The sequence below is a fragment of the Cylindrospermopsis sp. CR12 genome (genome assembly GCF_001432185.1).
Lineage (GTDB): Bacteria > Cyanobacteriota > Cyanobacteriia > Cyanobacteriales > Nostocaceae > Raphidiopsis > Raphidiopsis raciborskii.
The window spans coordinates 1-22,859 of record NZ_LMVE01000031.1; the positions used below are offsets into that span (position 1 = coordinate 1).

Annotated in this window: 25 protein-coding genes and 1 pseudogene; 10 read left to right on the plus strand and 16 right to left on the minus strand. The window is 39.5% G+C overall.

The features are described 5' to 3' along the window. Both ASL19_RS03905 and ASL19_RS03910 read left to right on the plus strand, forming a co-directional pair. Positions 1-402: EpsG family protein (locus ASL19_RS03905; protein ID WP_235528924.1), on the plus strand; the 402-nt coding region annotated here is incomplete at its 5' end. Between the two features lie 125 nt (positions 403-527). Next, positions 528-1,616 (plus strand): glycosyltransferase family 2 protein, encoded by a 1,089-nt coding sequence (locus ASL19_RS03910; RefSeq protein WP_072149084.1) that lies wholly within the window; start codon positions 528-530, stop codon positions 1,614-1,616. Positions 1,617-1,731: 115 nt separating this feature from the next. On the opposite strand, the pseudogene ASL19_RS18905 reads toward ASL19_RS03910, so the two are convergent. The 3 genes and pseudogenes from ASL19_RS18905 to ASL19_RS16575 all read right to left on the minus strand — a co-directional run. Further along, a pseudogene (locus ASL19_RS18905) lies at positions 1,732-2,928 on the minus strand (IS4 family transposase); the annotation flags it as partial. Positions 2,929-2,935: 7 nt separating this feature from the next. Beyond that, positions 2,936-3,082: a hypothetical protein gene (locus ASL19_RS17795; protein ID WP_161808573.1), complete on the minus strand. Its 147-nt coding sequence runs from the start codon at positions 3,080-3,082 to the stop codon at positions 2,936-2,938. Between the two features lie 194 nt (positions 3,083-3,276). Then, positions 3,277-3,417, minus strand: a complete 141-nt coding sequence (locus ASL19_RS16575) for a DUF29 family protein (protein ID WP_197704896.1) — start codon at positions 3,415-3,417, stop codon at positions 3,277-3,279. 213 nt (positions 3,418-3,630) lie between these two features. On the opposite strand from ASL19_RS16575, the gene ASL19_RS03920 reads away from it, so the two are divergent. Beyond that, positions 3,631-4,941, plus strand: coding sequence for an aminopeptidase P N-terminal domain-containing protein (locus ASL19_RS03920; RefSeq protein ID WP_057177369.1), 1,311 nt, complete (start codon positions 3,631-3,633; stop codon positions 4,939-4,941). 71 nt (positions 4,942-5,012) lie between these two features. Then, positions 5,013-6,017, plus strand: a complete 1,005-nt coding sequence (locus tag ASL19_RS03925) for an adenosine kinase (protein ID WP_057177370.1) — start codon at positions 5,013-5,015, stop codon at positions 6,015-6,017. Here the strand turns inward: ASL19_RS03925 and ASL19_RS03930 are convergent. From ASL19_RS03930 to panB, 7 genes are all read right to left on the minus strand, one after another. Next, positions 6,014-6,289: a MoaD/ThiS family protein gene (locus ASL19_RS03930; RefSeq protein ID WP_057177371.1), complete on the minus strand. Its 276-nt coding sequence runs from the start codon at positions 6,287-6,289 to the stop codon at positions 6,014-6,016. The two genes, ASL19_RS03925 and ASL19_RS03930, sit on opposite strands and share 4 nt — an antisense overlap. 123 nt (positions 6,290-6,412) lie before the next feature. After that, positions 6,413-7,717 (minus strand): threonine synthase, encoded by a 1,305-nt coding sequence (gene thrC, locus ASL19_RS03935; protein ID WP_057177372.1) that lies wholly within the window; start codon positions 7,715-7,717, stop codon positions 6,413-6,415. A 95-nt stretch (positions 7,718-7,812) separates the two neighbouring features. Then, the gene (locus ASL19_RS03940; protein ID WP_057177373.1) at positions 7,813-8,073 is read right to left on the minus strand and encodes a MoaD/ThiS family protein; all 261 of its coding nucleotides are present in this window, start codon (positions 8,071-8,073) and stop codon (positions 7,813-7,815) included. An 18-nt stretch (positions 8,074-8,091) separates the two neighbouring features. Further along, positions 8,092-9,039 carry an NAD(P)-dependent oxidoreductase gene (locus ASL19_RS03945; protein ID WP_255356425.1) on the minus strand — a complete coding sequence of 316 codons (948 nt, stop codon included), beginning with the start codon at positions 9,037-9,039 and terminating at the stop codon, positions 8,092-8,094. Positions 9,040-9,222: 183 nt separating this feature from the next. Continuing rightward, positions 9,223-10,413 carry a class I SAM-dependent methyltransferase gene (locus tag ASL19_RS03950; protein WP_057177374.1) on the minus strand — a complete coding sequence of 397 codons (1,191 nt, stop codon included), beginning with the start codon at positions 10,411-10,413 and terminating at the stop codon, positions 9,223-9,225. Positions 10,414-10,585: 172 nt separating this feature from the next. Beyond that, the gene (locus ASL19_RS03955; protein WP_006278201.1) at positions 10,586-11,770 is read right to left on the minus strand and encodes an NAD(P)H-quinone oxidoreductase subunit H; all 1,185 of its coding nucleotides are present in this window, start codon (positions 11,768-11,770) and stop codon (positions 10,586-10,588) included. A 223-nt stretch (positions 11,771-11,993) separates the two neighbouring features. Next, positions 11,994-12,761, minus strand: coding sequence for a 3-methyl-2-oxobutanoate hydroxymethyltransferase (gene panB / locus ASL19_RS03965; protein WP_057177376.1), 768 nt, complete (start codon positions 12,759-12,761; stop codon positions 11,994-11,996). Between the two features lie 560 nt (positions 12,762-13,321). On the opposite strand from panB, the gene ASL19_RS03970 reads away from it, so the two are divergent. From ASL19_RS03970 to ASL19_RS03985, 4 genes are all read left to right on the plus strand, one after another. Then, complete coding sequence (locus ASL19_RS03970) at positions 13,322-14,752, plus strand: form I ribulose bisphosphate carboxylase large subunit (protein ID WP_040009685.1); 1,431 nt, start codon at positions 13,322-13,324, stop codon at positions 14,750-14,752. A gap of 85 nt (positions 14,753-14,837) precedes the next feature. After that, complete coding sequence (locus ASL19_RS03975) at positions 14,838-15,221, plus strand: chaperonin family protein RbcX (protein WP_006278198.1); 384 nt, start codon at positions 14,838-14,840, stop codon at positions 15,219-15,221. 60 nt (positions 15,222-15,281) lie between these two features. Then, on the plus strand, positions 15,282-15,611 hold the full coding sequence (locus ASL19_RS03980; protein ID WP_006278197.1) for a ribulose bisphosphate carboxylase small subunit: 330 nt from the start codon (positions 15,282-15,284) through the stop codon (positions 15,609-15,611). A 149-nt stretch (positions 15,612-15,760) separates the two neighbouring features. After that, positions 15,761-16,285 carry a tetratricopeptide repeat protein gene (locus tag ASL19_RS03985; protein ID WP_057177377.1) on the plus strand — a complete coding sequence of 175 codons (525 nt, stop codon included), beginning with the start codon at positions 15,761-15,763 and terminating at the stop codon, positions 16,283-16,285. A 30-nt stretch (positions 16,286-16,315) separates the two neighbouring features. Here ASL19_RS03985 and ASL19_RS03990 read toward each other — a convergent pair whose 3' ends face one another. The 3 genes from ASL19_RS03990 to rpmI all read right to left on the minus strand — a co-directional run bounded on the left by ASL19_RS03990 (position 16,316) and on the right by rpmI (position 17,835). Then, positions 16,316-17,119: a transporter substrate-binding domain-containing protein gene (locus tag ASL19_RS03990; RefSeq protein WP_057177378.1), complete on the minus strand. Its 804-nt coding sequence runs from the start codon at positions 17,117-17,119 to the stop codon at positions 16,316-16,318. 54 nt (positions 17,120-17,173) lie between these two features. Continuing rightward, complete coding sequence (gene rplT / locus ASL19_RS03995; protein WP_006278193.1) at positions 17,174-17,533, minus strand: 50S ribosomal protein L20; 360 nt, start codon at positions 17,531-17,533, stop codon at positions 17,174-17,176. Between the two features lie 104 nt (positions 17,534-17,637). Continuing rightward, positions 17,638-17,835: a 50S ribosomal protein L35 gene (gene rpmI, locus ASL19_RS04000; protein ID WP_009342994.1), complete on the minus strand. Its 198-nt coding sequence runs from the start codon at positions 17,833-17,835 to the stop codon at positions 17,638-17,640. 37 nt (positions 17,836-17,872) lie between these two features. On the opposite strand from rpmI, the gene ASL19_RS04005 reads away from it, so the two are divergent. After that, positions 17,873-18,283, plus strand: coding sequence for a nucleotidyltransferase family protein (locus ASL19_RS04005; protein ID WP_082604648.1), 411 nt, complete (start codon positions 17,873-17,875; stop codon positions 18,281-18,283). Then, complete coding sequence (locus ASL19_RS04010) at positions 18,273-18,758, plus strand: hypothetical protein (protein WP_006278190.1); 486 nt, start codon at positions 18,273-18,275, stop codon at positions 18,756-18,758. Before ASL19_RS04005 ends, ASL19_RS04010 begins: the two co-directional genes overlap by 11 nt. Before the next feature lie 462 nt (positions 18,759-19,220). Here ASL19_RS04010 and ASL19_RS04015 read toward each other — a convergent pair whose 3' ends face one another. From ASL19_RS04015 to ASL19_RS18485, 3 genes are all read right to left on the minus strand, one after another. Beyond that, complete coding sequence (locus ASL19_RS04015) at positions 19,221-20,180, minus strand: DMT family transporter (RefSeq protein ID WP_057177379.1); 960 nt, start codon at positions 20,178-20,180, stop codon at positions 19,221-19,223. A gap of 218 nt (positions 20,181-20,398) precedes the next feature. Continuing rightward, positions 20,399-21,370 carry an ATP-grasp domain-containing protein gene (locus ASL19_RS04020; RefSeq protein ID WP_057177380.1) on the minus strand — a complete coding sequence of 324 codons (972 nt, stop codon included), beginning with the start codon at positions 21,368-21,370 and terminating at the stop codon, positions 20,399-20,401. A gap of 67 nt (positions 21,371-21,437) precedes the next feature. Further along, positions 21,438-21,890 carry an FAD-dependent oxidoreductase gene (locus tag ASL19_RS18485; RefSeq protein ID WP_235528925.1) on the minus strand — a complete coding sequence of 151 codons (453 nt, stop codon included), beginning with the start codon at positions 21,888-21,890 and terminating at the stop codon, positions 21,438-21,440. Positions 21,891-22,859 lie beyond the last annotated feature (969 nt).

The window sequence follows — 22,859 nt, forward strand, 5'->3', positions numbered from 1 at the left end:
ATCCCGCAAATATGCAACGCCGAATATTTGAATCCTGGTTTAGACTATGAGTCTAGAAATATAATAATTTTGTTATCAAATACAATTACATTGCTGTCATTTGTGCTATTTGGAGATAAGTTAATAAAGCTTAAAGCAGAAAATAAAAGTTTTTTAATTATCTGCTCTGTATATTATGCTATATTTGCTTTATTTCTAGGTGTATCTCAAAATTTTTCTGGGAGAACAATTATTTTTGGCAGACCATTTGAAGCAATAATTATCAGTTATTTACCCTATGTATTTAAATCTAATTTAACTGAAAAAACTGTTACTATAGTTATTATTATTTCTATGCTATTAAAAATATATTTTGCCTTTATTACACAAGGATTTTATTTGCCTTATCAAAGTATTCTATAGCTAAATATTAGCAATATAACTATTCAAGAATCAGAAAGCATATTTTTATTTAATCTTTGATTATATTTTAGCGAAACCTATTTATATCAGGTATTTTTTAGTATTAATTTATCAAAGGAAGTTTAGTGCAGCCAAATTTATTTACATCATCAATATTAGAAAGTAATCCATCTGTAAGTATATCTATTCCAACTTACAACGAATCATCTAATATAGAACGAGTAATCAAAGGTTTCTTAGCAACAGAATATCAGAATTTAATTGAAGTTATAATCGCTGATGGTGGGAGTAATGACAACACTCAAGAGATAGTAAAAAGATTATCTACACAAGATTCCCGAATTAAACTCATACATAACCCTTTAAAGGTTCAATCTGCTGGACTAAATCTCATATTACAGGAATGCAGGGGTGATATTTTCCTTAGAGTCGATGCTCATTCAGACTACGCACCTGACTATATAGAAAGATGTGTAGAAGCATTACTAGAATCCAAAGCTCTAAATGTGGGTGGAGCGCAACGTTTTGTCGCTAAAACACCTTTTCAAGCGGGAATAGCTCTAAGTTCCAAGAGTATTTTAGGCAGTGGAGGAGCAAAATATAGAGACCCAAATTATAACGGTTATGCAGAAACTGTTTATTTAGGATGTTTTTGGAAGAAGGCTTTGACAGAAGTATCAGGTTATTCCACAGAAGCAACTACTAATGAAGATGCGGAACTCAACCAAAAACTACTTAAAAAAGACCAAAATGCAATCTACATCAGTTCCAAAATCCGTGTTTGGTACTATCCCCGAAAAACATTCAAGTCTCTCTATATTCAATATTTTAAATACGGTCGAGGTCGTTATTTAACCAGTATTAAACACTCTATTAAGTCCCAAATAAGAGGCATAGTACCATTTTTGGTAATATCATCAATAACTTTATTGTTGTTAATTGATTTACTGTTTCCTCGACTGGGGCTACCTATGGTAATATTAGTTATCTTAGGGCTATTGTTCCCATTTTTAGAAAGTTTGCGAGTCACATTAAAATCAAGAACTAGTTTCGATTCAGAAATTTGGCGAGGTGATAAAGGTAAAATACCATCTTTTTTAAGTCGCTGGTTTTTCTGTGGAATAGTCTTATTAACAATGCCAATTGCTCATTCTTTAGGTTATGCTTATCAGCTAATAAAACATAAAATTCTTGGTTTAAATGGCTGGTTATAAATTCTAAAATAGAGATTAACTATTCAAGAACATAAACCAGAGATATCAGAAATGTTGAATGTCGTTACAAAACTTTACATAGTTAGATATAGTACTCCTATCAAAGGTGAAAATGTCAACATCTCATAATATCTTCCATCCAATGAACATAACTGATTTGTTGACACATACAAGCTTGAAGATAGCGGAACTTATCTAACATTTTTTCACCCCATTCATTGGGAACGGATACAAGTTGTAAAATTAGATAAGCGATGAGACTGGCATAAATTTGTATGCCAATGCCATTAACGTTTTTCGTAATTAATTTATCCAATTTTAGGTGCATTTTTAAAAACTTCCATAACAGTTCAACTCCCCACCGTAAACGATAAATATCTCTGATTTCATCATCTGTAACTGCTGCTTCTCCATCTGCAGGTAAATTCGTGACTAAGCGAAATTCTGTTTTCGTTTCTAAATCACAAAAGTTAACTACCCTGTAAGCAGAAGCATCACTCGCCGAACCAATTTTTACTAATCCAGTTTCTACTTCAAATTCTAGTTTACAATTATTCTTAATTTGTACCACAAAGTATTTGTCTTTTTGTACTAACTCCCGTATAAAATTTAGTCCTGCAAAACCTCTATCCATTACCCCAACTGCATCTTGAGGTAAATTAGACATCATTGATGAGCCAAATTTGTAATCATGATTATGTCCAAAATTTATCAAATTATCTTCTGGACTTCCCGTAGAAAGATTCAGGGAGCTAAACAATTTTACTTGATGATAACCTAAAACCCATAACAACTTACTTGTTAAAGTAATTATTGTTGAATCGATTGGACAAATTGCGTATTTATCCACAAGTGTTGAATCCTGCAATAAAACTTTACAATCTTTGCGTTTTACCCAGGTAAAATCCATTGTCTATTGAGAATAGAGTCATTAATTGATCAAATTTGGTATCACCAATACCAATGCACAACTTGGACACAATCCTCAAAATCTTAACATTCAACACTTCTGGTATTTATCATGTAGCTTTTTATAAGCTTTTTTTTGTACCAATTTATTCAATTGATGATAAATATTTTGGAATATCTCTTGATTCCTGTGTTTGTTAGCTTTGGAAAATGTCGAAATTCTTACATCAATACCTGTATGGTTTAATCTTGTAAATAAGTCCCGCATACTTGTTAAACTATTATCCAAGGCATAAGCCAACCAACACTCAACATAAAGACGGCTGTTCAAAACTGGATAATCATTTTTTGGTAACGGTCTGAGGATGTCCTTGACAATCTTGGGGAATGAATTTATGATCATTATCAAATCAATATTTTGATATGGGTTGCCCAAATTTTAATATATTTTGGGCAATTTTTATCACAACTTTCTTAACATTCAACACTTCTGGACTTAAACCAATAACCTGATCAATAAACAGTTCATAAAGCTGAGAATAAGAACTTGTTGGCATCCGTACATTGTCCGACCTTAAATGTTTGCTGATTTTAAAAGTATAGTTGAGATATGATTTACTTGTCAACAGCATCAGATTTTTTGCATAAGTCTAGAGAATATGGCGATTAATTTACATTTCTTTACCGGTTATGCATTGAGTATTTTTGAAGCGAATGCGCTATCACGCTCTATCAGGCCAAAAGTCAGGACTCATGACCTAAATGGACACACTTGAGGAAATTGTTCATCTGGTAAATCAGTTTCGGCGATCGCTAAATCCCTAGCTTCCGACCAGCTTTCATTTAACGCTTCCTGTAAACGGGATTTTAGACCAGGATTTCGCCTCAACAATTTAGCAATAAGTGGGTCAGTGGAATTAAATATAAGATTAACGTAGGTTGGGTTTCGTTCCTCAACCCAACCTACAAATAATTGTGCCTCCCTACTTAATTACCTTAATATTTACCCTTACATTTCAAGTATAAGTGCGGAGAAAAATGTCCGGTTATGGATTTAGGGATATGATAGCATGAGTTTGGGTCTCTTATATGAGGTTAATTAACTATGGAATCAGAATACCGACAACGTCGTGAACAGGTAATGGCAAAAATCAGTGGGGGGACCGCAATATTCCGCAGCGCTCCCACAGCTGTCATGCACAATGATGTGGAATATGTTTATAGACAAGATAGTGATTTCTATTATTTAACTGGTTTCAATGAACCGGAAGCAGTAGCAGTTTTGGCACCTCACCATGGGGAACACCGCTTTATCTTATTTGTACAACCTAAGGACAGGGAAAAGGAGGTGTGGAGTGGTTATCGTTGTGGGGTGGAGGGTGCTAAGGAAATTTATGGCGCGGATATGGCCTACCCTATTACTGAATTGGATGACAAGCTACCACAATATTTACAAAAAGCTGAACGGATATATTATCACCTGGGTAGGGATAGCCATTTTAATGATAGGATAATCAGACATTACCAAAATTTACTTGTTACTCGTCCTAGAAGGGGTACTGGACCAATCGCTATTGAAGATACGGGTCCTATTCTACATGGTTTAAGATTACATAAAAGCAATTTTGAAGTAGATCTAATGCGCCAGGCGGCGGATATTGCTGTATTAGCACATAACCACGCGATGAGTATTGCTAGACCTGGCAGTTATGAATATGAAATCCAAGCGGAAATAGAGCACATTTTCCGCTTGCAGGGTGGTATGGGTCCTGCTTATCCTTCTATTGTCGCAGCTGGTAAAAATGCTTGTGTTCTACACTATATAGAAAACAATTACCAAATGCAAGAACAGGAATTGTTACTAATTGATGCTGGTTGTGCCTATAGATATTACAATTCGGATATTACTAGAACCTTTCCTGTAAATGGTAAGTTTACACCAGAACAAAAGGCTTTATATGAAATAGTATTGGAAGCACAAAAACAGGCAATTCAAGAAGTCAAACCAGGCAATGGATTTGATGCACCTCATAACAAAGCAGTGCAGGTTCTTACAGAAGGTTTAATAGAGGTGGGTTTACTTAAAGGAGAGGTTAATCAGCTCATACAGGAAGGAAAATATAAACAATTCTATATGCACCGTACTAGCCACTGGTTAGGATTAGATGTGCATGATGTTGGTGTTTATCAACATGGGGAAGTTCCACAAGTTTTACAACCAGGACAGGTGTTAACCATAGAACCAGGTCTTTATATTGTACCACATACCCCACCCGCTGAAGACCAACCCCCTATTGATGACCGTTGGGTAGGAATTGGTATTAGGATAGAAGATGATGTGTTGGTTACCCCCCAGGGAAATGAGGTCTTAACTGCGGGAGTTCCTAAGGAAATTGCCGATCTAGAACGAACCTGAGCGCTAAATTAGTAACGGTCAACTATCTGCTATGATTGACCTGGCTTTACTAATTTTTGCGGGAGCTGAAAATGGGCAAGAAATATGATGTTTATGGTGTGGGTAACGCTCTGGTAGATATAGAATATGAGGTATCTACCGATTTATTGGAAAAGTTACACATTGATAAGAGTGTAATGACACTCTTAGATGAAGAAACTCAACATCATATTTTGGAAAATCTCCAACACCTGGATCATCATAAAAGTTGTGGGGGTTCAGCAGCAAATACGATGGTAGCTATTGGACAACTGGGAGGTAATCCTTTTTATTCCTGTAAGGTGGCTAAGGATGAGTTTGGTAAGTTCTACATTCAAGATCTACTTGATTCCCACGTGCAAACTAATCTCCAAAATGCTGATTTACAGTCAGGAGTTACAGGTAAATGTTTAGTCCTGGTTACCCCCGATGCTGACCGCACTCTCAACACGTTTCTGGGAATCAGTGCGGAGTTTTCTACCCAGGAATTGGTTCCAGAAGCAATTACAGCTGCTGAATATTTATATATCGAGGGTTATTTAGTTACTTCCCCCACCGCTAAAGCAGCAGCTATTCAAGCTAGAGATATTGCTATAGCTGCTGGTGTGAAAACTACCATGTCTTTATCGGACTATAATATGGTACGGTTCTTTGGGGATGGTCTAGTAGATATGATTGGACCTGGTCTGGATTTTATTTTTGCTAATGAAACTGAAGCTCTGGGTTTGGCACAAACTACGGATTTTCAGGTGGCTATAGATAAAATGAAGCTCCTTAGTCGGGGGTTTGCTATTACTCGCGGATCTCAGGGTTCTATAGTATTTGATGGCGAACAGTTAATTGAAATCCCTGCACCCCCAGTTCATGCTGTGGACACTGTTGGTGCAGGAGATATGTATGCGGGGGCTTTTCTTTATGGTATTACCCACGGAATGAGTTATCCCCTAGCAGGAAAGTTGGCATCCACCGCAGCTTCTCAAATCGTCACGGTCTACGGTCCTAGATTGCAAACTCCTCAACTGCTGCAATTGCTCCAAGGTTTCTCCACTGCTGTTTAACCACCAGCAACTGCAGGAACAATACTTATCTCGTCTCCATCTTGAAGAACTGTTTCTGTACCGCGTAAAAAACGAATGTCCTCGCTGTTTACATACAAGTTTAAAAACCTGCGAGGAGTTCCTGTCTCATCACGCAATCTACCCTTAATCCCGGGAAAGGTTTTTTCTAGGGTGTCTAATAATTCGTTTACACTGCTACCGCTACATTCTACCACCGCTTGGTTATTGGTCTCTTTTTGTAGCATTGTGGGAACTAAAACTCTTATGGCCATAGTTAATTTTTGGTTGCTTAGTTGGTTCGTTAATAAATTTAATTAGTTTTTAGTTGGTTAGTTGCATTAATTAGGCATTAATCCAAAAACCAACACGTCATTCCGATTTGATAGAAAATCCAATTAAACAAGTACTTGTTGCCATTCCAGACGATCTAGAGTGCGAGACCTCTCTAATGCCCGCTCGAAACTGTCTAGTTTAGCTTCAATCGTCAGCGGTTCACCTACGTAACCCTGTAATGCTTCCTGGGTTTTCAAACCATTACCAGTGATATATACCACTGTGGTTTCATCTGGATCTATTTTACCAGCTTCCACTAATTTTTTCAACACCGCAATGGTGGTACCACCCGCTGTTTCTGTGAAGATACCTTCGGTTTCTGCTAGTAGTTTAATTCCTTCGATAATTTCGTTATCATTGACTGACTCTATATTACCACCTGTTTTTTGAGCTATTTCTACTGCATAAACCCCATCCGCAGGATTGCCAATGGCAATGGATTTGGCAATTGTATTCGGTTTTACTGGCTGGATAAAGTCCCTACCTGCTTTAAATGCTGTGGCAATTGGTGAGCAACCTTCCGCTTGCGCACCACTAAAGCGAACTTTCTTACCTTCTACTAAGCCAACTTCTGTAAATTCTTGGAAGCCTTTATAAATCTTGGTGAATAGGGATCCAGAAGCTAGGGGCGCTACTATATGATCCGGTAATTGCCAACCCAGTTGCTCCGCAACCTCAAACCCAAGGGTTTTAGACCCTTCGGAATAATAAGGACGCAAGTTAATATTCACAAACCCCCAACCATGGGTATTAGCTACTTCTGAACACAGGCGGTTCACTTGATCGTAGTTCCCTTTCACAGCCATTAATGTGGGACTATAAATTAAACTCCCTAATACTTTACCAGCTTCTAAATCAGCAGGAATAAATACACAACAGTCTAAACCAGCATGAGCCGCGATCGCTGCTGTGGAATTGGCTAGGTTCCCTGTACTAGCACAGGAAACGGTTGTAAAACCTAGCTCCCTAGCTCTGCTCAAAGCCACGGATACCACCCGATCTTTAAAGCTCAGGGTGGGCATATTCACTGCATCATTTTTAATATAAAGTTTATTTAAACCCAGGCGTCGCGCTAAACGGTGAGAACGTACCAGGGGGGTCATCCCTGTCCCCACATCTATATAGTTCTCTGTGGCTACGGGTAAAAACTGACGATACCTCCAAATGGAGTTGGGACCAGCTTCAATAGTCGCTCGACTTACAGACTGACGCAAAACACTATAGTCGTATTTCACTTCTAGCGGACCAAAACAAAGCTCACAAACATGTGTGGCCTGCAGTTCATATTCCGCTCCACATTCCTTACACTTGAGAGCTTTTAATATGCTAGGATTGGCTGTGTTTAGATTTGCGATCGCCTGAGTCATAACTACTTTTCCCCGTATATCCGTTGACTATGAAAAAAATACTAACATGACTCAAATTACTCGTCAAACATACCCGACTAAAAGAGTCGGATATGCTAACCACCATTGACGGGGGGGATGAGCACGACTTCATCTCCATGGTTGAGGATGGTGTCCGGATCTACAAACATCAGGTTAATGCCAAATCTGGTAATATCACGCCATTGACTCAATTTGGGATGTTCCCAGATCATGCGATCGCAAATAGATTTAACGGGTGTATGTGGAGGAAATTCCCACTCCAGTTCTGTCACTCCGTAGGCTTCTTGGTAGGCGGCAAATAGCTTAATTTTGACCAGAACTAAATTTGAGGACATAGGTATATAAATATATATTTAATCTCCACCAGCTTCTCCCCACTCACGAATAGCGGGAAAAACAGAAGAATAATCATCTTCTGGATAAGACATTTTCATAGCTGACTGCAAGATATATTTTACGCCCTCAATGCTGCTGAGATTCAAACCTAGGGATTTAGCCTCGCTAATAAACAGATCTATTTCTTTGATTAACTGTTTAGTAGGTAAATTAGCCTGAGTATAATTACCATGTAACATGCGACTCAGATTTTGATCGAAAGTGGGTGCATAGAGTTTACTCTCCCGCAGGACACGCATAAATAATTCCGTGTCTATATTCTGTAACTGAACAAATGCTAAACTGAGAGCGAAACTAGTGGTCAGGGAAGCAATGAGCTGATTGAGTGCGAGGGTGAGGGAAGATGCGGATCCCACCTCCCCCACATAAACAGGATTAGGTCCAAAATGAGACAATAAATTAACGTGGCGTTCATATTGTTCCCTTTCACCACCCACCATAACAATCAGCTGACCTGTTTCAGCTTCGGGAATGCTACCCAGCACGGGTGCTTCTATGTACTCACCACCTGCTGCAACTACAGCATTACGGATTTCTTGACTTTCTATGGGAGCAATGGTGCCCATTTGGATTACACTGCGTCCTGACAAGGCGTGCCAAGAGGTATCCGTAAGCAGTAGATGATAAATAGCAGCGGCGTTAGAGAGCATAAGAATAATACAGTCAGCAGCACGAATGGCTTGACGGGGTTTGACGGCAATTTCTGCACCTGCTGCTTGAAGAGGTGTTAATTTTTCTGGGGTGCGATTATAAGCAATTAGTTCAATATTAGCTGCTAATAACCGTTGAGCCATTGGTAGTCCCATCAATCCGGTTCCCAGAAATGCCACCTTCATGTTTTGTGTTCCTTTGCTAAATTCTAAGGCGTAGTTACTGTTTGTTGACTGTTGATTTTTAGATATCAAACTCCAAGAAATTAGCCTCCAGCTGCAAAAGTTGCCATAATTACAACTGAAAGCAAAAGTCCGGGGGTAAGTAGGGTGACTAAAACAATCAAATCATGGGTACTCATAGTTATTTACCAAGGTTTAGATTATAGGTAGATTATAGCTACAGCAATTAACACTGCTATGTTAACCATTAACCTGTCAAAAAACCACTGGTGTGATAAATCCCTGGAGGGGTAACTGACTTTGGGTGGTTGTGAGTCCTTTGCTCTGTACTAAAACCCCAAAATTGCCTAATCCTTCTGGGGAAATTAGTTGATGTAGAGCTTCCCGACGTTTTAGCAGTTGTGATAGGGGGTGTTGTTGATAGGAGAGGGCGGATATTCTATCACCTAAACCCAAAGCCATCAAAAATAATCCTTGTTGTGTCCAACCCACGGGATTTAACCCACACCGTTTACCCCAGTTTTCTAAAGCTGTGAAATCTATATAGGTGGTAATGTCTTGTTCTCCCACTTTGATATAGGGGTTATGGTGGTAACGGTGTTGGTAGTAGCACTGTAATGTCCCTTGAGATCTTCGAGGATGATAATATCGAGTTGCAGGGTAGCCATAATCTATTGTTAGCACATAGCCGCGCTGTAAGCAGTTAGCCACTATACTTAACCAGTCTAAAGAAGCTAGGTTGATTTCACTGCGATAATTTTCTGGATAAGCATTTTGACTGATGTCAATTTCCACCAACTGTAGATATTCTGCTAACTTGGGTGTGGATGGTTCCCCTACTACCTCCATAAATTCTATGGGGTTGCTTGCTCTATAGGTCACATAAATTTCTTGTAATTTGCCTTTTTCTAAAATGAACTCATGAACGGGGAAAGCATCCACTAGTTCATTGGAAAAAAAACAACCTACCATCGAACCAGGTAGAATTTCTGGTAGATCTAACCATTGGACGGAAAATCCCTCCAATCTTTGTTGTTGTTCCCATTTTAATTTGGGGGATTTTTCAATAATAATATATTCTATAATTTCCCAAAAGTCTGGATGGTGATTTTTTAAAAACTTGAGAATCTGGAATGCCAAAACACCTGTTCCTCCACCCATTTCTACTAGGTGAAAAGGTCTAGGTTGATCTAAATTCTCCCACATTTGCAAAAACTGTTTGGCAAGTAATTCACCAAAATCATCACCTAAACTGGGGGAGGTGAAAAAATCACCACCTGCAAAACCAATTTGCCCTGAATGGCTAGAATAATACCCATATTCACTATGATATAAAACCAAATCCATATACTCTGCAAAAGTAATACGTCTCTGGTCGCTAGTGTCAATATAATCGGCAATAATTTGATATAAGGGGTTGGCTGCTGTTCGACAATTTCTGGACATAGCTAGACATTCCTTTCTGTCTGGGTACTTTTTCAGGCATAACTGTAACCGTTTTTGCGATGAATAGGCTTGTTTAATTTGGTCGGTTTGACCATTCCTTAGCAATGTGTTCCTCGACAATCAAAAACAGGCTTGTCATGGCGTTAATTTCCCCATTTCCCCAATCCAAAAACTATCTGTCAACCGAACCCATAATCACGTCAATACTACCGAGAATAACCACAATATCCGCTACCTTAACACCGCGTAATAAACCGGGCAGAATTTGCAGATTGTTGAAGTCAGCAGGACGAATTTTCCAACGCCAGGGGAAGACATTATTATCACCCACTAAATAAATGCCTAGTTCTCCCTTACCACTTTCCACACGGGAGTAAATCTCCCCAGCAGGAATTTTAAAGGTAGGAGCAACTTTTTTGGCCACATATTGATAATCAAAGCTATCCCATTCGGATTTAGGTCCAGCCATCATGCGTTTCGCTTCTAAATTCTCATAAGGACCACCTGGCAATCCTTTTAGAGCTTGCTTGATGATTTTTACGGATTCGCGCATTTCTCGCATTCTTACCATATATCGAGCAAGACAGTCACCTGCGGTTTCCCACTGTACTTCCCAGTCGAAATCGTCATAACACTCATAATGATCCACTTTCCGCAGATCCCACTTCACTCCCGAACCCCTTAACATTGGACCTGAAAGACTCCAGTTAATGGCTTCTTCCCGGGTAATTGTCCCAATTCCCTCAATCCGACGACGGAAGATAGGATTGTTGGTAACTAACCTTTCGTATTCATCTACTTTAGGAAGGAAATAGTCACAAAATTCTTCACATTTATCTACCCAACCATAAGGTAAATCCACTGCTACCCCACCAACCCGGAAATAGTTGTTGTTGACCATGCGATAACCTGTCGCTGCTTCCCATAGGTCATAAATCATTTCCCTTTCCCGGAATTGATAAAAGAAGGGCGTTTGGGCACCTACGTCCGCCAAGAAAGGTCCAAACCATAATAGGTGGTTGGCAATACGATTTAACTCTAGCATAATTACACGAATGTAACTAGCTCGTTTGGGAACTTTAATACCTGCTAGTTTTTCTGGTGCATTGACTGTTACCGCTTCGTTGAACATCCCCGCAGCATAGTCCCAACGACTAACATAGGGAACATACATAATAGTTGAGCGGTTCTCGGCAATTTTCTCCATCCCCCGGTGTAAATAACCAATGACGGGTTCGCAGTCCACTACATCCTCTCCGTCTAGGGTGACTATTAATCTCAACACCCCGTGCATTGAGGGGTGATGAGGACCCATATTTAGCACCATCGGTTCCGTGCGGGTTTCTATTCTACTCATGGATTTTCTCCCATTTTTAACAGTTTGTATTGAACCGCTGCTAATTTCAGATGCTATTGATCGCATCTGCCCAATTTTAGTTTGTCAGGACAGCAGGATTGCAGTTGTACTTTTTGGACTTGATGTTTTTGCTTCTCTCATTTTGCCACTCTCGGAGGATTTTAGGCCTAGGTTTAAATCTATTAAATCTATTTAAATACCTAAATTGGGAGTTGGGCCCAATCTAAAAATCCTGGTTACGAACCTCTAAGGCATATTTTTCTACAGCCTTGGTAATCTCTTGCCGTAAATCTGTATAAACTTTGGCAAATGGTGGTTGTTTCTCAGAAAGCCCTAAAACATCTGAAGTAACTAATATCTGACCATTACATTCTTGCCCCGCTCCAATTCCAATAGTAGGAATACTCAATTCTTTTGTGATTTTAACCGCTAATTGACTGGGGATATGCTCTAAAACCAGGGCAAACACACCCGCCTGTTCTAGGGCGATCGCCTGATGAAAAATTAGGTCGGCGGTCTGGGGGGTTTTGCCTTGTTGTTTGAGACCCAATTGATGTATGGATTGTGGGGTTAAACCCAAATGACCTAGCACGGGAATACCTGCTTGTACTAATCTGGATATGATATCAATCATGGCGGGATAACCCCCTTCTAATTTTACTCCCTGGGCTCCTGTTTCTTTCAATACCCTCCCCGCTGACTGCATGGCTTGGGCTATACTTTCTTGGTAGGTTAAAAAGGGTAGGTCTACTACTAACAAAGCTCGTTTAATTCCGCGCTTTACGGCTTTGGCATGATGGATAATCTCTTCTAAGGTCACAGGCAAGGTGGTTTCATAACCCAGAATAACTGACAGAGAATCCCCCACCAGAATTAAATCCACCCCAGCAGCATCTAACAGTTGTGCGATCGCATAGTCCCAAGCGGTCAAAGCAACAATAGATCTTCCTTGTTGTTTCCACTGTTTTAATTGCTGGGTGTTAATTGGCATAATTGTTTCAAAGTAGGTAGATGGTAAAAAAGAAAGAAAAGTTAAAAATTTCTTCTCATAAGAAATTTAAATCTATCAATTCCAAAGATTGAAAGAATAAGTGATCCAATTGTTGATATATTGTGGAACAGGTTACCAAAAGTGCTGGTTAGCCAACCCCAACTAGGAGGGTATTATACTCTAATATTCCACAACAGTTAGGTTATTGGTTAGGTTCTCGTGGTACCCGTGGCGCAACTTGAGGAAAATTCATCAAATTCCCCAAAGAGCAAAACTCCTCTTGTTGAGGATTGTCCAAAATTCCGTCCTGTGCAATTTTTGTCCCCCGGTTCTCTTGATCCAACCAGTAGCAGCTGAAATTTCCACATTCTACGAGTTTAGGGGAGTAGTGGGAGACTAACGTAGTAAAGTCCCCAAACAGTGCCTTGTGGCCATAAAAACTGACTGTTATATAAGTTTTTCTTATACAGTTGATGAGAAAAGGATCAAAGGAGAGAGTGATAGGAAGTGGCACATAACGTGATTTGATATTAGAAAGAGTGACTTCTTGGAAGAAAAATATGTCTTACGCGCAAACGAAGACTCAGAGCAAATCTGGGTATCAAGCTGGGGTTAAAGATTACAGACTAACATACTACACGCCCGATTACACACCAAAGGATACAGACCTTTTGGCTGCATTCCGGATGACACCCCAACCTGGAGTTCCCCCCGAAGAAGCAGGTGCAGCAGTAGCAGCTGAATCTTCTACAGGTACTTGGACAACAGTTTGGACAGATCTATTGACTGACCTAGATCGTTACAAAGGACGTTGTTACGACATCGAACCAGTAGCAGGTGAAGACAATCAATATATCGCTTATGTAGCGTACCCCCTGGATCTATTTGAAGAAGGTTCCGTAACTAACATGTTTACCTCTATTGTAGGTAACGTGTTTGGATTTAAGGCCCTACGCGCCCTGCGTTTAGAAGATTTACGTATTCCCGTAGCTTACCTCAAGACTTTCCAAGGACCTCCCCACGGTATTCAGGTTGAGCGCGACAAGTTGAATAAATATGGTCGTCCTTTATTAGGTTGTACCATTAAACCCAAATTGGGTCTCTCCGCTAAAAACTACGGACGTGCAGTATATGAGTGCTTGCGCGGTGGTCTGGATTTCACCAAAGATGATGAAAACATCAACTCCGCTCCTTTCCAAAGATGGCGCGATCGCTTCTTATTTGTAGCGGAAGCTATTAAGAAGTCTCAAGCAGAAACAGGTGAAATCAAAGGTCACTACCTAAACGTTACAGCTCCTACCTGTGAAGAGATGCTCAAGCGTGCCGAGTTCGCCAAAGAACTAGAGATGCCCATCATCATGCACGACTACTTGACTGCAGGATTCACAGCTAACACAACCCTAGCTCGTTGGTGTCGTGATAACGGATTGTTATTACACATTCACCGTGCTATGCACGCCGTAATTGACCGTCAAAAGAACCATGGGATTCACTTCCGGGTACTAGCTAAAGCCCTGCGTATGTCTGGTGGAGACCATATTCACACCGGTACCGTAGTAGGTAAATTAGAAGGCGATCGCGCGATCACCATGGGTTTCGTAGATTTATTACGTGAAAATTACGTAGAACAAGACAAATCTCGTGGTATTTACTTTACCCAAGACTGGGCTTCCATGCCTGGGGTAATGGCGGTAGCTTCCGGTGGTATTCACGTATGGCACATGCCAGCTCTAGTAGAGATCTTCGGAGATGATTCCGTACTACAATTTGGTGGTGGTACATTAGGTCACCCTTGGGGTAATGCACCTGGAGCCACAGCTAACCGTGTAGCCTTAGAAGCGTGTGTTCAAGCGCGTAACGAAGGTCGTAACTTAGCCCGTGAAGGTAACGACATTATTCGGGAAGCTGCCAAGTGGTCACCTGAATTAGCAGCTGCTTGCGAACTGTGGAAAGAAATCAAATTTGAATTTGAGACAGTTGATACCGTCTGATCTAGTGCAAAAGTGCAAGGATGAAGCAATCATAACCTCATCCTAAAAATTGCATTATTCCTTTTATCGAGGGGACGGTTCAAATATGAATTTGCGGGAAATTGCCAAAGAGACTGCCAAAACTCTCCAGAGCTACCTAACATACCAGGCGTTGAGGATAGTATTAGTGCAGTTGAGCGAAACTAATCCACCCTTGGCGGTTTGGCTACATAACTTTTCTGCAGGAAAGGTTCAAGATGGAGAGAGATACATCGAAGAGCTGTTTCGAGAGAAGTCGGATTTAGCCTTGCGGATTATGACAGTGCGGGAATACATTGCGGCAGAAATCACAGAATTTTTGCCAGAGATGGTACGGACTAACATACAGCAAGCCAACATGGAGCAGCGTCGTCAACATCTTGAGCGAATAACCCAACTAAGCGTATTTGAACCTCACCCAGATAACAATTTAGATAACCCAGCTGGTTAGAAGAATTCTCCATAAAACCAGCACAATCAGTAGTAAACTATAGCCACAGAGCGTTTAGCTATGCAAACCTTACCAAAAGAGCGTCGTTACGAAACCCTATCCTATCTTCCTCCCCTGTCGGACGCGCAAATTGAGAAACAAGTGCAATACATTTTGAGCCAAGGGTATATTCCTGCGGTGGAGTTCAATGAGACTTCTGAACCTACAGAGTTTTTCTGGACATTGTGGAAGCTACCCCTGTTCAACGCCAAAACCACCCGTGAGGTGTTAGGGGAAGTACAGTCTTGTCGTTCTCAATACAGCAACTGCTACATTCGGGTTGTGGGTTTTGATAACATCAAACAGTGTCAAGTATTGAGCTTTATTGTTCATAAGCCTACCAGATACTAATATGTAGGGGAGTTAGGGGATTTAATTCTCTATCTCATCACGCCAACCCCCCTTACCAAGGGGGGTGTCAGTACTTACTTGATGTTAAGCTAGTTATAAATTAATTGTATAAATTAATTCCATGGAATTTGCCAAGTAAATTATCAAGTATGGATAACAACCTAATTATCATTTATCTTTCAGTATTTGTTGGGTTACTTTTGTTTGCGGCCATTAGTGTTTTTCGTCAGGTTCTCAAAACCCGCAAAACTGAAAACTCCCTTGCACGCTTAAACAATAAATTGACGAAGGAAAAGGGTTCCGCCCAGGAATATTACGAACTAGCAAGTATTTATTCCGAGAAAAAGGTTTTTAGTCAGGCTATTACCCTTTACCAAAAGGCTATTAAAGCAGCTGAAGAAGAGGAAGAAAAGGATATTGCTCCTGTATATAATGCCCTAGGTTATGTTTACTTCTGTCAAGACCAATATGATTTAGCTATTAGACAATATAAAGAAGCAATCAAGTTAAAACCAGACTATGTTACTGCTTTGAATAATCTTGCCCACGCCTACGAGAAGAAAAAGCTCCCCTCGCAAGCTTTACAAACTTACCAAGAAGCAGTTAAATTCAACCCGAGTAATTCTATTGCCAAAAGACGTATTCAGTCTTTGAAAAGACTGGTCTCTAACTGACTCCGACTAAAGCGATACCTGTCAAGAGGTTTAATAGAGACTCTTCAACCAACCTTGCGCCATGTAATCAGCTATTAAGTCATTCACTCTTGTTCTTAGGTCATCATACTGCAATCCTTTGGGCATCACTATTGATAATGGCTCTACTGACAGTCTGTCCAGTAGTATTTTGTATTGGCTATATTGTGGTTCTATCCAACCTTGGAATACAGTAGAGTCTGCTGCACAAGCGTCTACTTGACCATTATCTAATAGTTTTTTGGCTTCTAGGTAAGAATTCACGCCCACCAACTCCCCTTGGGGAATAGCATATTTAACATGGGGAATAGTGCTGGAATAGTTGAGTACGCAAATCCGACGCTTATTGAGGTCTGATAGTTTTTGAATAGCAGGGTTTTTTGTCACTATAGCTGTGCCATCATAGTAATAAGGTATACTCAAGCTAACTATGCGGGAACGAGATGGAGTAGCAGTGACTCTTGCTATGGCTAAATCCACCTTATGGTTGAATACTGCTGGTAAACGTTCAACATTAGTTACCGGTTGGAATTTAACTTGCAATTTAACCCTGGAACTTGGGGAATCACCCAACAAGTCCCTAGCCAAACGTTTGGCCAAATCAATTTCCAGACCCTGTAAATTGCCCTGTTTATCCCTAAATGCTAGGGGAGGAGTGTTATCCTTCACCGCAATGGTTATGTACCCCCTTTCTTGAATTTCCTGCATGGTTGCTGCCAAGCTGGTATTTATTATGCCAGGTAAGGGTAAAAGCACGCAGGAAAAAAGTAAGATAGTTAGGGGGAGGAAACTTAACAAAAAAAGGAAAAATTTCATTGGTTGGGTGCATGGTTTGGTGCACGAAGAGAAATTCCTCGCGCACTTAACTAACTAATTACCTTTTACAGAACTCGCTAATTCAGCTACCTTAGCAAAAGTAGTAGGATCTAACACTGCCAATTGTGCTAACATTTTCCGGTTCAACTCCACATTAGCTTTTTTCAAGTTGCCAATTAACTGACTGTAGCTTAAACCTTGTTGTCTAGAAGCAGCGTTAATTCTTGTAATCCACAAACGACGAAAATCACGCTTTTTCTTTTTTCTATCTCTATAGGCACTTCTGAGTGCCTTCATTACCTGTTGATTAGCAGTTCTAAATAGGGTAGAATGGGATCCACGAAAACCCTTGGCTAATTTAAGGATTTTGTTGCGACGGTTACGAGCAACATTACCGCGTTTTACACGAGTCATTTTTACTTTACCTGGATGATTTCAACAATTTCAACAACTTTAACTATTTCAACTATGGACTAGCTATTAACTAAATAGCTAACTAATTCCAAAGTTGACAAGACTTATAGATAGGGCAACATTAAGCGCACATTATCTTCATCCCTTTCGTCAACAACTGCCATTTTTGACAGACTACGCTTCTTGCCAGATGTTTTATGTTCTAACAAATGGTTTTTGAAGGCTTTGCGACGCACAATTTTACCGCTACCAGTAACGCGGAATCTTTTTGCTGCAGCTTTTCGGGTCTTGAGTTTAGGCATGGTGGCTAATAATTGACACAATCCCTTATTATATATCATGGAAGCTAAAATGGGAGAATTAAAAATTAGGGAGGATATATATATAATGTTTGATTATACTAAGGCAAAGGAATTCTATCTGGATAAACAAAGGTCACTTCAAGATGAGCGTCACCTTCTTTGGCAAAAGGCTAAACTGGACTCGGAAAGAATTGTCGCCATGATTATTCAGGACTACGCGCCAAAACAAATTATTCAGTGGGGGTCAGTTTTAGCGCCAGAACATTTCTCCTCTGTCTCTGATATTGATTTGGCAGTGTTGGGTATTGAACCTTTGGTTTTTCTTCGCTTGTTTGCAGATGCAGAAGCTATGACTAACTTTTCTTTAGATTTGATTCGTTGGGAAGACATTCATCCTGCTTTTCAACAAATCCTATTGCTTAAGGGTAAGGTCATTTATGCATCATGATAGTTTACCAGTTCTAATTGCAGAAATTGAAGAAAGTCAAAAGGTATTGACAGATTTGGAAAAATTATATAATACCTATAAACCATTTTTTACCGATGAGAGCAAACGAGATATTCGGGATGCAGTTTTGCTGGCGGATATCTTTTGTAATACTTATACTTGTTTAGAAACTATATTTCTACGCATCTCTAGAGAATTTGAAAACCACCTGGATGATTCCCAATGGCACAAAGAACTCCTGCGCAAAATGCGGATTGAGATTCCCGGAATTCGTCAAGCTCTTTTGTCCCACCACTCCTACCAACTATTGGATGAGTTACGACGATTCCGTCACTTTAAAAGATATTACTACGATTTTAACTATGATTGGTCTCGTTTGGACTATTTAGCCAATATTTATGAAAGGGCAATAGCTCTGGTCTTTAATGAATTAACAAGCTATATAGCTTTTTTACAGAACTTGATTAACATTTAAATCGAATATTAGTAGTGTTGCCATTATTGTTGGGTGGAGAAAACCCAACAGCCAATTTACCAGATATGACCAAATTATGTGGGGTTATATTGTATAACTACATATTGTATTAATCCCTCAACTCATATATATAAATATGAACAATAAGAAAAAATTATATTTATGGGATGGTAAAATAAGTTTTTTTGTGGTCGAAGGGGTAAAAATGTGGTATTATGAGGGTTGATTATAATGGAGTGTGAGCATTTGTAAAAAAAAGTGTATAGATTTCCATTGTCAAAGTATCACGTCCAAGAGACAATAGTCAACCCCTACCATTGAAAAAAAATCGGCGCGTGGGTAAATAGATATCCTCGTCTTCGGTCTCAGTTTCAAGCTCCTCACACATAGCGAAAACTAACTGTGAACCAAATCTTAAAAGTCTCTCTTTGTGAATGTTGAGTATACTGGGGGGAATGTCGATCAATCTCCTGAGGTTTCCTCAGTCAGCTTTACTGAACCAATGCTTAATTTTGCTATATATATACCTGTTAAAATCAGAAAAAATGCTATCCAATTAAGAGGGCTCAATTTTTCTCCAAAAATTACCCAAGCGAATAAAGCTGTTAGCAAAGGTTCAATGAGCATTAAAAGCGTCACAAAACCCGAAGAAAATTGCTTAAGATTATGAATTAGTAATCCCTGTCCTATAATTTGACACAAAACCCCTAGAGAAATAACTGTGAGCCAAGTTTGCCAAGAGGTTGGAAATAATTGGGTTTCAGTAGTTAATGTAATTAAGAAAGTAAAGCATCCACCCAATAAGCAAGTCCGCAGTAATATAGTGGAGGCTGAAAATTTGGAACGAAGATTTTCTCGAACTAGATAATTGAGAGCATAAAAAACAGCAGATAGAAGAGCTAAACAATCACCATAAAGGGAGTTAACTGCTTCTTGAAAATCTCCAAAACTGATGATAGCTACCCCAATGATTGCTAACGTCATTCCCAATACAAACTTATAATCAAAACGTTGACCAAAGAACAGCCATCCACCTAATACAGCAAAGATAGGAGTGAAATTATGGAGTAAATTAGAATTAGCAACGCTGGTTTGAGTTAATGACAAAGCCCAGAGAAAAATAGTAGCCGTTCCTAATACTGATGACAAAAGAAAAATTCCCCAATCTTTCAACTGAATGGATTTATTCGGGTTAGATGAATTATTCATCCCATATTGAGTTCCTTCCCACAGAGCCAAAACAATTGTAGCTATGTAATAACGATTAAAACTAGTTCCTGCTGGTCCAAGTTCGTTTTCGCTCAGTCGAGTAAAAATTGCCCCAAAGGATAAAATAAAAACTCCTAATAATAACCAAACAAAAGCCCATGAAAATGAATAGTTTTTGGTACTATTTAGTGGTAAACCTGGTTGCTCAAGCATAAGTTTTGAAAGATATTTTATTTGTCTGTTGTATAAAACATTATACTCGCTACAGGAAGATAATTAGAGCTTACTGAACCATAACAGTTAAACTTGAACTGGATATGGCGGTTATCCCTAGAATGGTATAAAATAAGCTAGAAGTATAAGCCCCACGCTCCTACATGCTTAATAATTTAGTAACCGTATCTTAATCAGGTGTATACCGCCATATTTGCTTATACTGTCAGGGCTACAAAAACAGCTTTTAATTCCTGGAAAGAATCTTTTTTAGTCTTATATAAACTGAGAGAATTAGCTAGTTTATAATCCTGTTCGAGTGTTGAAAAGTCATGATTGCTCAAAAGCATGGCAATAGCAACATCTCTCATACTTTCTGATACCTTGAGTGTCTCTCCCAGATAAATCTGCCAATAAACTTCCACGTCACTGTCGAGAATTGGCTTCTCAATTTCTGTCACCACACCCTCCTGCTTTGGATGAATCGAGTAAGCACTATACTTCCATTCACTTCTGTTTTTGAGGATGATTTCAGGATCATCTCCCATCTGTAATTGGAGATGTAATTCGTTGAGACGTACTCCTTGATATGTGTAGAACATTTTTGATACAAGGCCGCCAGGAGTGCGTGCTGCTACTTCCATGAGAATTGGTTCTTCACTGCCTTCTTGTAGGAAGAAATCAATGTTGAGTACACCATTTTTGGGATAATCGTGTTCTAAACTTTGCAACGTATCACTGGAGAATTGTCGCAGTTTCTCAAATTTTGGATCTTCCTCTCTAACAACAATATTCCCGATTGCATGACCGTAAATGAAATCATCATTAGGTCGGTAGTGTTTGCAAGCAGCAAAATAACAAGGTAGACCATTTTTCATGACAACACTTGTATTGTATAATTCGCCTCTGATAAATTCATTAAATTCAAATTCATCATCAGAATCTACATTGCTGTTACACCAAGCTTTCAATTCATCAATAGTATGTATTCTTCTAGTTTTTTCGCTTCCCGCACCAATGACAGGCTTGACAAAAATGTCATTACCCAGTTCTTTGATGACAAACTGTAAGTAAGAAATTCCCTCGTGGCGGTATTGGCTCTGATTAAAAATTAGATGCTTTGGTACACGAATGGATGAATTTTTGAGGGCAGATTTGAGGTAACTCTTGTCAGTAAATTGGCGGATCATTGTGGGGCGATCGCCAGCTAAATTTAGAGCTTCACGTAACTGTGCGGCTAACAGTACGGAATACTCATCATTGGAAAGTTAAATCAATGGTTTCTTTAACGATGTGTAATCCTCTTTCAAATCCATCAACCTTGTCCTTGAGTTCATTCATCTTGCGAAAATCAGCGGGTCGATTTTCCAAAATATCTCGGAAATAAAAATAGGAGTCTCTTAAATAAACGCCTGTTTCTTGTGAACCAAACTCTGCGTGTATTTCCTTGAATTTATTGTAAGCGGTCATACACCATTCTTTGGAGCGTTCCAGGGATCTAGGAGTCCCATGACGACCACAAACCGCTGGTGGCCATTCCCACAACGCACCTGCGACAACAGAGGTTAAATCAGGGGCGAAACGGTCTGCAATAATAATCACATTAAAACCAGCTTCTCTCAGACAGATAGCGGTTGTTAGACCGCTTACCCCTGCCCCAATTACTAAAATATTGACATCATTATGTTGGTTTGGCACTATCTTTACCATAATTGACTCTCCGCTCTATAGGATCTACCCAAAGCTACTCAGACCTTTGGTCTTGAATTGTTTCAAACTGCCAACCTCTTACCTTTAGGTATGGGGATTCACCAGACTGGTAGGGTTCAAAATCAAACACTTTTAATTGAACACCAATCTAGTCACAGCCATGTTTCCTAACCTCAATCCGTATGGATTGATGAGTCTTAGGGATGACTTTTGCTCTGTCCGCACGTAGGGGCTTTTTATTTTTTGGGAAGACCAATCCCATTCGAGTTTTATCTAATTTTGGGAAGATTACAACTAGAAATTGTTAATAAATCATAAAGAAAATGGAGTGTGAGCATTTGTAAAAAAAGTGCACAGATTTCGATTGTCGGAGCATCACGTCCAAGGGTCAATAGTCAACCCCTACCATTGAAAAAAATCGGCGCGTGGGTAAATAGATATCCTCGCTTGAAATTAATAGGACTTCCGGTGTAATTACCAAAGATGGGAAAAATCCTGCGGTGCTATAATAGGAGATAGATAGCGATCGCTCTTTCGCGAAGGGGAATATCAAATATCAGTAGGGTTGAGATAAGTTTTTCTGTGGTCGAAGGGATAAAAATGTGGTATTATGAAGGTTGATTATAATGGAGTGTAAGCATTTATAAAAAAAGTGCATAGATTTCCATTGTCAGAGTATCATCCCCAAGAGACAATAGTCAACCCCTACCATTGAAAAAAAATCGGCGCGTGGGTAAATAGATATCCTCGCTTGAAACTAATAGGACTTCCGGTGTAATTACCAAAGATGGGAAAAATCCTGCGGTTCTGTAATAGGAGATAGATAGCGATCGGGAAGAGCGGTCGTGGGAAGAAAGAGTATAAGTCGGGTTGTGATAAGTTTTTCTGTGGTCGAAGGGATAAAAATGTGGTATTATGAAGGTTGATTATAATGGAGCGTGAGCATTTATAAAAAAAGTGCATAGATTT

What these genes read in the sequence shown, in the direction of transcription:
- ASL19_RS17795 (WP_161808573.1), bottom strand. Translation starts at nt 3,082, where the DNA reads ATGCCAACAAGTTCTTATTCTCAGCTTTATGAACTGTTTATTGATCAG.
- ASL19_RS03920 (WP_057177369.1), top strand. Translation starts at nt 3,631, where the DNA reads ATGGAATCAGAATACCGACAACGTCGTGAACAGGTAATGGCAAAAATC.
- ASL19_RS03925 (WP_057177370.1), top strand. Translation starts at nt 5,013, where the DNA reads ATGGGCAAGAAATATGATGTTTATGGTGTGGGTAACGCTCTGGTAGAT.
- ASL19_RS03930 (WP_057177371.1), bottom strand. Translation starts at nt 6,289, where the DNA reads ATGGCCATAAGAGTTTTAGTTCCCACAATGCTACAAAAAGAGACCAAT.
- thrC (WP_057177372.1), bottom strand. Translation starts at nt 7,717, where the DNA reads ATGACTCAGGCGATCGCAAATCTAAACACAGCCAATCCTAGCATATTA.
- ASL19_RS03940 (WP_057177373.1), bottom strand. Translation starts at nt 8,073, where the DNA reads ATGTCCTCAAATTTAGTTCTGGTCAAAATTAAGCTATTTGCCGCCTAC.
- ASL19_RS03950 (WP_057177374.1), bottom strand. Translation starts at nt 10,413, where the DNA reads ATGTCCAGAAATTGTCGAACAGCAGCCAACCCCTTATATCAAATTATT.
- ASL19_RS03955 (WP_006278201.1), bottom strand. Translation starts at nt 11,770, where the DNA reads ATGAGTAGAATAGAAACCCGCACGGAACCGATGGTGCTAAATATGGGT.
- panB (WP_057177376.1), bottom strand. Translation starts at nt 12,761, where the DNA reads ATGCCAATTAACACCCAGCAATTAAAACAGTGGAAACAACAAGGAAGA.
- ASL19_RS03970 (WP_040009685.1), top strand. Translation starts at nt 13,322, where the DNA reads ATGTCTTACGCGCAAACGAAGACTCAGAGCAAATCTGGGTATCAAGCT.
- ASL19_RS03975 (WP_006278198.1), top strand. Translation starts at nt 14,838, where the DNA reads ATGAATTTGCGGGAAATTGCCAAAGAGACTGCCAAAACTCTCCAGAGC.
- ASL19_RS03980 (WP_006278197.1), top strand. Translation starts at nt 15,282, where the DNA reads ATGCAAACCTTACCAAAAGAGCGTCGTTACGAAACCCTATCCTATCTT.
- ASL19_RS03985 (WP_057177377.1), top strand. Translation starts at nt 15,761, where the DNA reads ATGGATAACAACCTAATTATCATTTATCTTTCAGTATTTGTTGGGTTA.
- ASL19_RS03990 (WP_057177378.1), bottom strand. Translation starts at nt 17,119, where the DNA reads ATGAAATTTTTCCTTTTTTTGTTAAGTTTCCTCCCCCTAACTATCTTA.
- rplT (WP_006278193.1), bottom strand. Translation starts at nt 17,533, where the DNA reads ATGACTCGTGTAAAACGCGGTAATGTTGCTCGTAACCGTCGCAACAAA.
- rpmI (WP_009342994.1), bottom strand. Translation starts at nt 17,835, where the DNA reads ATGCCTAAACTCAAGACCCGAAAAGCTGCAGCAAAAAGATTCCGCGTT.
- ASL19_RS04005 (WP_082604648.1), top strand. Translation starts at nt 17,873, where the DNA reads ATGGAAGCTAAAATGGGAGAATTAAAAATTAGGGAGGATATATATATA.
- ASL19_RS04010 (WP_006278190.1), top strand. Translation starts at nt 18,273, where the DNA reads ATGCATCATGATAGTTTACCAGTTCTAATTGCAGAAATTGAAGAAAGT.
- ASL19_RS04015 (WP_057177379.1), bottom strand. Translation starts at nt 20,180, where the DNA reads ATGCTTGAGCAACCAGGTTTACCACTAAATAGTACCAAAAACTATTCA.
- ASL19_RS04020 (WP_057177380.1), bottom strand. Translation starts at nt 21,370, where the DNA reads ATGATCCGCCAATTTACTGACAAGAGTTACCTCAAATCTGCCCTCAAA.
- ASL19_RS18485 (WP_235528925.1), bottom strand. Translation starts at nt 21,890, where the DNA reads ATGGTAAAGATAGTGCCAAACCAACATAATGATGTCAATATTTTAGTA.